Genomic DNA, 6,777 nt, shown 5'->3' with positions numbered 1-6,777 from the left:
ACTGGCCCTGCGCGCCGGCAAGGGCATGCTGCTGAGCGCCTGGAAGCGGCTCGGCGGCGGCGGCAAGCAACTCGACCGCGCCGACTACCTGGCACTGATGCAGGACTGCGTCGACCTGTTCCGCTCGCTGGGCGAGTACGCCGCCGCGCAGCAGGGCCTGCCGGTGGACGACAAGGCGCAGGACGAGTTGCAATCGGCCATCCAGCAATGGGACAACGGCAGCAACACCGCGCCCCGGGGCGCCGGCGGCGGCGCCGCCGTGGTCGGCGTCACGGCGCCGGACGGCATCAGCTTCGCCAGCTCGAAGGCCATCGTCAGCTACGCCGCCAGCAACATCGACACGGTGGCGCAGCAACACCTGCAGCTGACCGCCGGCCAGCGCTGCAACGTCAACGCCGGCAAGGGCATCTCGCTGTTTTCGCAACAGGACGGGCTGGCCGCGATCGCCAACCACGGCAAGTTGCTGCTGCAAAGCCAGCACGACAACACGCAGATCGACTCGGCCAAGGACGTCAAGATCAGCGCGAGGGGCCGCGTGATCGTCATGGCCGAAGAGATTTTGCTCGTCAACTCGGGCGGCGCCTACATCAGCCTCAAGGGCGGCACGCCCGAAATCGGCGGACCGGGCGAGCTGACCATCAAGACGGCCGGCCACAACTGGAACGGCCCGGCCAGCCGCAGCGCCGAGCTGCCCACGTTCGGCGAGGGCGACTTCGGCCGCAAACCGCGCTTGCTGCGGGCCGGCGACGGCGATCCCGTCAAAGACATGGACTTTGAAGTCGAACGCGAGAGCGATACCGCGTTGTCCGGCAAAAGCGACGACGGCGGGGTGGGCGGCAAAGTCGAGGGCGAGCGTATCGAGCCGCTGGGTGCTGGTTTCTATCGACCGCTCCCATGACCCGGCTGCCAGGCCCTGCCAGTTAGCGCGCGCAGCAACGCCATATTCACCCGCCACCATGCATTGGAGATGCGATGAAGAAAACCAGACAAAGGAAAGTGCCCGCCGCCGGGACCACCAACGCGGCGCCCAGCCCGCTTGACGACCCAAATAACGTACTGGTCGGCTGGAAGACCGGCATCACGCTGCTGAACCACGACTACCTCGACGTCATCATGCAGATGCCGCTGCCCGGCATCGTCATCTTCGTCCATGGCGTCAACTCCGACGGCGAGTGGTACAAGGAGACCGAAGAGGGGCTGTGCGCGGGGCTCAACGCGCGCCTCAAGCGCTGCGACGAGCACATGGCCTACCCCACGCCGGAAGGCGGCCAGTTGACCCCGGCCACCTACCTGCCGGAACTGACGGCCGACGGTTTCATCAGCCCGAACATGCAATCCGACACCTTCATGAAGGACGACGACCATTTCACGCCGGTGATCCATTTCCGCTGGGGCTACAAGGCCGGTCTCGAGGAGTTGCAGGAGTACGGCGATTCGGTCTACCTCAACGAGGAAAACTACTGGGGTGGCGGCCCCTTCGCCAACGGCTGCACCAGCCTGCCGGACATGTGGGGCAAGGGCCTGTCGGCCAATATGTTTCTTTGGATGCAAGTCGAGCATTTGAATCCGACCAACAACCGCCAAGTCTATTCCTGCCCGCCCAGGCCCTACTACGTGCTGGCCGCTCTGCGGTTGGCCAGGCTGGTCGAGTCCATCCGGCGCAAGCAGGCCGACGTGCCCATCACCATCGTCTGCCACAGCCAGGGCAACATGATCGGCATGGCCGCTGCCTTCCTCGGCGACCGGCTGGCGCCGGTCGCCGACGTGAGGGGCCTCGAGGGCCGCTGCGTGGCGGATAACTACGTGCTCTGCAACGCCCCCTACAGCCTGGTGAACTCGAATTTCACCGAGGATTGGACCGAAGGTCACATGAAGGACAAGCAGGGTGGCACCGGCCGTCAGACGGAGGCCGCCCGCATCGCCACCCTGGCCGCCTTCTTCGACATCATCCGCCAGCCCGCCTCCAGGCAGCAGCAAGTCGAGGACATCAACAAGTTCGTGGAAAACAACAACCATCCATTCAACGCCGCCGACGACCGCAAACAATATGGCTACGGCATCGCCCCCGCCACCTGCCAGCGGGTGACGCTGTACTGCAATCCGCACGACCAGGTGATCTCGTCGATGACCGTGCAGGGCATAGGCTGGCGTGGCCTAAGCAAGAAAGAGATCGACGCCACAAAGGGCGTGGCACTCCTCTGCCAGCGAGTGTTTGCCGAAGGCCACAGGGTCGGCGTGAAGGATGAACACCGGGGAGTGTACCGCTACTGGGAAGACCACTATAGAAAACCCGAGGCGGGCACCCACGGGTACTGGTTTCCGGAGTCGCCGACGGCGGAGTACTCATTGGTCAAGGGGCTGAAAGCGAATCAATCCTTCGTTGGCCGGGTGCTGAGCGTTCTCTCGGCGCCGTTCATGATCGTGGCCACCAAGCTGGCCGGGATGCACATCAACGCGCTGCCGGACGAGAAATGGGAGATCCAGTTGACCGCGCCCGATCTTCCCAAACCGTTCATGCCGCAAGCTCTGCGCTTCGGCGCGGTGGAGAAAAAATTCGAGCAGAGCTACGAGTCGCCCGGGCAGTCGCGCGACCCGAGGCGCGTGCGCGGGGCCGGCGAGCCATATGCCGGCGACCGGCCGATCAAACAACGGGAGGGCGAGGACAAGCGCGAGGACAGCGACGCCGCCTTGGGCAACGAGGACAGCGAGGCCACCATGCGCTACGAGGACCATGCCCGCTTGCGCATGCAGGCCAAGCGCGAAGGCTGGGCGAAGAACGACCAGCAGGTCGTCGGGGAGGAAAAGTCCGGGGAGGCCAGCGCAGAATACAAGGAGTGGCGCGAAACGAAGATCAAGACCTATCTCGCCGAGAACATCGACACCCACGCCACCAACCATTCGACCATCATGACCAACGGCATGCACGCGGAGGCGGCGCTGGCCTACGACGTGGCCGTTGGATTGTGCCATATCCGCGACAAGGACTTGCATAAGCTGAGGATGGCCGCCGACTGGCGCTTCCTTGAAGGATTGGAGGATGACGATCCGAACAAGCGCTTTGCGGAGTATTTTGAATCGGGATACTTCAAAAAAGTGACACCCTACAAATGGACGACTGGCCCTGGCAGCGAGGGAAGCATGCCCGACAAGATCGTCGACCAGCGCGAACATCCAGCAAGAAAAGCGTCGCCGCGTCGGGGAGGCCATCCATGAAGGCCCTGATTTCGACTATTCCCCGGCGACTGGGGTGGTCCGCCCTTACGTACATTCTCACCGTCGGCGTCGCGTTCACCCTCAAATGGGTTGCCACCGCCGACTCTCCACGCATGCTAACCGACGGAGAAGTCATGTCCATGTTCCTGACCATGCCAACATTTGCCGCCATCGCCGCCTTCTTGTTCCTCACCGCCGCTTGCGCGGGCAGGCCCGTGCCTGTCGTCGCGGAAACGCCCCCCCCCGTAGTCGCGGAACCCGCGAAACCCTTCACTGCCCAGGTCGTCGGTCTGCAATGGCTCAACCCACTGCAGCGGCGCGACTATCCGACCGAATGGCAATTGCTGTGGACTTTGGGCCTTGTGCAGCCCAACAAGAATGACGACATGGTGAAGGCAGAACCGAAAAAATTTTCGACATTGCAAACAATCGGTTCTATCGCAGTAGGGAACGACGGAGAAGAAACCTTCAAGGGTTACCATCATAAGTACGTCGATAAGCTGACCGTGCTGTTCCACGACATCTATTTCTCCAGCTCCAGCTACTTCTACAACGCCCACTCTCTCAAGGACAAGACAACTTGGCGCGAGCTGGCAGGCATCCATGTCGAATATGCGCTGCCGGAGGGGAAGCTCGATCCAGCCGAGGCGACCAACTACACACGCGAACGAATCAAGAACCATTTCGCCATTGGCAACGTCAACTCTCCCACCGCCTGGACCCGAAACACCCCGCCCGACGTGCGCGTGACGATGGGTGGCCCCAACGCCGGCTTCACCTCATTATCGGCGGCGCTGCGCCACCTCGAATCGCACCCGGACGAAACCGTCTGGGCCATGAACTGGGACGCCCCCAGCCGGCCCAAGGACAAGCAGATCAACGAGAACATGGTGCTGCTGGTGCTGGCCGGCCCCAACTACAAGACCGAGCGCGACGCGCTGGCCTGGATTGGCTATCCGGCCACCAAGTCCGCCGCCGACTTCGAAAGCAAAAAGGGGCTGCCGCCCCGCACGGTGCAGGCGTCGCAGGCGACGCTGGACGCCGCCGTCGCAAACGCCGGCAAGCAGAGCACCGACATCGGCTACGTGGTCCACGACGCCAATGTTTCGCACGCGGACTCGCCGGACCGCCTGCGCATCCTGGCGCACACCCTCTCGACCGAGGCGCCCGAGATCGATTTCATGAAGCAGGCCTTCAACACCCCGGCCCTGCTGGGCGAGATGGGCGCCGGCACGGCGCTGACCAACGTCGCGCTGGGCATCGCCTACGCCAACCACTTCGGCAAGAACGTGCTGGTGGCCGGCACCACCGACGCCGAGCACCCCACCGCCGTGCTGGTGCTGCCGCCGGCCAAGGTGCGCCCCATCGACCCGGAAAAACCATGGTTCCGCGCCCGCTCCGGCAACAACGCCTACCTGATGTGGTGGGGCCTCCGCCACGACGCCGAAGGCGGCATGCAGGGCTACTCCAAATGAAAAAAACTGAACCACAACAGATTGCACCACAACCGATACGGGAGAGACATCATGCGCGGAGTCATACGTTTAAACGACCCCACCAGCCACGGCGGCAAGGTGGTATCGGCCTCGCCGAACAGCAAAGTGATGGGCGTGGCCGTCGCCCGCAAGGGCGACAAGTGCCTGTGCCCCCTGCCCGGCCACGGCCTCTGCACCATCATGGAGGGCGACCCCAGGGTGCTGATCGACGGCGTCCCGGTGGCCTTCGACGGGCACAAAGCCAGCTGCGGGGCGACACTGATGTCCACGGTGCCGACCAGCGGACGCGGCTAGCGACCGGCAATCGGCCGCGTGGCATGCCGGCCCAGCGCCAGCGGCGCAGCAAGCAAGCTCTCTTGTTGATTTCGGCGCTATACTAAATTTCTTCCCCGCACTACCCTGCATATTTCGCCCTATCGCGCCTGTGAGGAGCCACTGCATGAACATCTCGAACCTGAAGATCGGTATTCGTCTTGGACTGGGATTCGGCGCGGTGCTGACCCTGATGTTGATCTTGATTGTGGTGGGCTTACAACGCTTGAGCAGCATCGGCGCGCACAACGACACCATCATCGACAAGGACTGGGTCAAGGCCGACGCCGCCGCCACCATCAGCAGCACCACGCGGGCCAACTCGGCGCTGGTGCTCGAGCTGTTCATCGCCAAGGACCCGGCCCGCGTCGCCGAGATCCTGCGCGAGGTGGACGCCAACAAGAAGACCATCGGCAGCGCCATCGAGACGCTCGACAAGCTGCTCTACCTGCCCGAGGGGAAGGCGATGCTGGCGGCGATACGCGAGCAGCGCATGCAGTACGTCGCCTCGTTCAGCAAGGTCAGCAAGCTGCTCGGCGAGCAGCAGCAGGACGGCGCCGTCGCGCTGATGAGCAGCGACACCCTGCCACGGCTGAACAAGCTGCAAAACAGCATCAAGGAACTGTCCGAGCTGCAACGCAGCGCGGTCACCCGCAACGGCGCCGCCGTCAAGCAGGACATCGCCACCGCCGGCCGCCTGATGACCATCCTCGGCGCCGCCGCCCTGCTGCTGGGCGCCGCCTTCGCCTGGCGCGTGTCGCGCTCGATCACCGACCCGATCGGCTACGCGCTGAAGGTGGCGCGCGCCGTCGCCGCCGGCGACCTGACCAGCCGCATCCACAGCGCGCACCAGGACGAGGCCGGCCAGCTGCTGCGCGCGCTGGGCGAGATGAACGACAGCCTGGCCCACATCGTCGGCCAGGTGCGCAGCGGCACCGGCACCATCGCCAGCGCCTCGAGCCAGATCGCCACCGGCAATATGGACCTGTCCTCGCGCACCGAGGCGCAGGCCAGCTCGCTCGAACAGACCGCCTCGTCGATGGTCGAGCTGACCACCACGGTGCGGCAGAACAGCGACAACGCGCGCCAGGCCAACGAGCTGGCGCGGTCGGCCTCGCAGGTGGCGCAACGCGGCGGCAGCGTGGTGGCGCAGGTGGTCGACACCATGGGCGCGATCAACGACTCCTCGCGCAAGATCGTCGACATCATCGGCGTGATCGACGGCATCGCCTTCCAGACGAATATTTTGGCGCTCAACGCGGCAGTGGAGGCGGCGCGCGCCGGCGAGCAAGGGCGCGGCTTCGCCGTGGTCGCCTCCGAGGTGCGCAACCTGGCGCAGCGCTCGGCCGGCGCGGCCAAGGAGATCAAGGAGCTGATCGCCGACTCGGTAACCCGGGTCGACGCCGGCGCCCGCCTGGTCGAGCAGGCCGGCAGCACGATGGACGAGGTGGTGGCCAGCGTCAAGCGGGTCAGCGACATCGTCGGCGAGATCTCGCTGGCCAACACCGAACAGACCGACGGCATCGAGCAGATCAACATCGCCATCGCCCAGATGGACGACGTGACGCAGCAGAACGCCGCCCTGGTCGAGCAGGCGGCGGCGGCCGCCGCCGCCATGCAGGACCAGGCCGACGCGCTCGAGCAGGTGGTCAGCCAGTTCCGCGTCGACGCCGCCGGCGCGCGGCCGCAACGGCCGGCCGCGCCGGGCAGCGCCATCCGCCTGCCGGCCACCACTTGAGCATCACCAGGCAAGCCG

At 65.0% G+C, this 6,777-nt stretch carries 5 protein-coding genes; all 5 read left to right on the top strand.

The window, feature by feature from the left end; genetic code table 11:
* A partial coding sequence (locus BM252_RS27285; RefSeq protein ID WP_139236774.1) for a DUF2345 domain-containing protein occupies positions 1 to 898 on the top strand: 898 nt, incomplete at its 5' end.
* 74 nt (positions 899 to 972) lie between these two features.
* Positions 973 to 3,213 carry a T6SS effector phospholipase Tle3 domain-containing protein gene (locus BM252_RS27280; RefSeq protein WP_093390815.1) on the top strand — a complete coding sequence of 747 codons (2,241 nt, stop codon included), beginning with the start codon at positions 973 to 975 and terminating at the stop codon, positions 3,211 to 3,213.
* Positions 3,210 to 4,688, top strand: a complete 1,479-nt coding sequence (locus BM252_RS27275) for a virulence factor (protein WP_093390814.1) — start codon at positions 3,210 to 3,212, stop codon at positions 4,686 to 4,688. Before BM252_RS27280 ends, BM252_RS27275 begins: the two co-directional genes overlap by 4 nt.
* A 51-nt stretch (positions 4,689 to 4,739) precedes the next feature.
* Positions 4,740 to 5,003, top strand: a complete 264-nt coding sequence (locus BM252_RS27270; protein ID WP_093390813.1) for a PAAR domain-containing protein — start codon at positions 4,740 to 4,742, stop codon at positions 5,001 to 5,003.
* 145 nt (positions 5,004 to 5,148) lie between these two features.
* Positions 5,149 to 6,759, top strand: coding sequence for a methyl-accepting chemotaxis protein (locus tag BM252_RS27265; RefSeq protein ID WP_093390812.1), 1,611 nt, complete (start codon positions 5,149 to 5,151; stop codon positions 6,757 to 6,759).
* The last annotated feature ends 18 nt before the right edge of the window (positions 6,760 to 6,777 follow it).

The sequence above is a fragment of the Rugamonas rubra genome (assembly GCF_900114705.1).
Lineage (GTDB): Bacteria > Pseudomonadota > Gammaproteobacteria > Burkholderiales > Burkholderiaceae_D > Rugamonas > Rugamonas rubra.
This window is presented reverse-complemented; position numbering and strand designations above follow the sequence as displayed.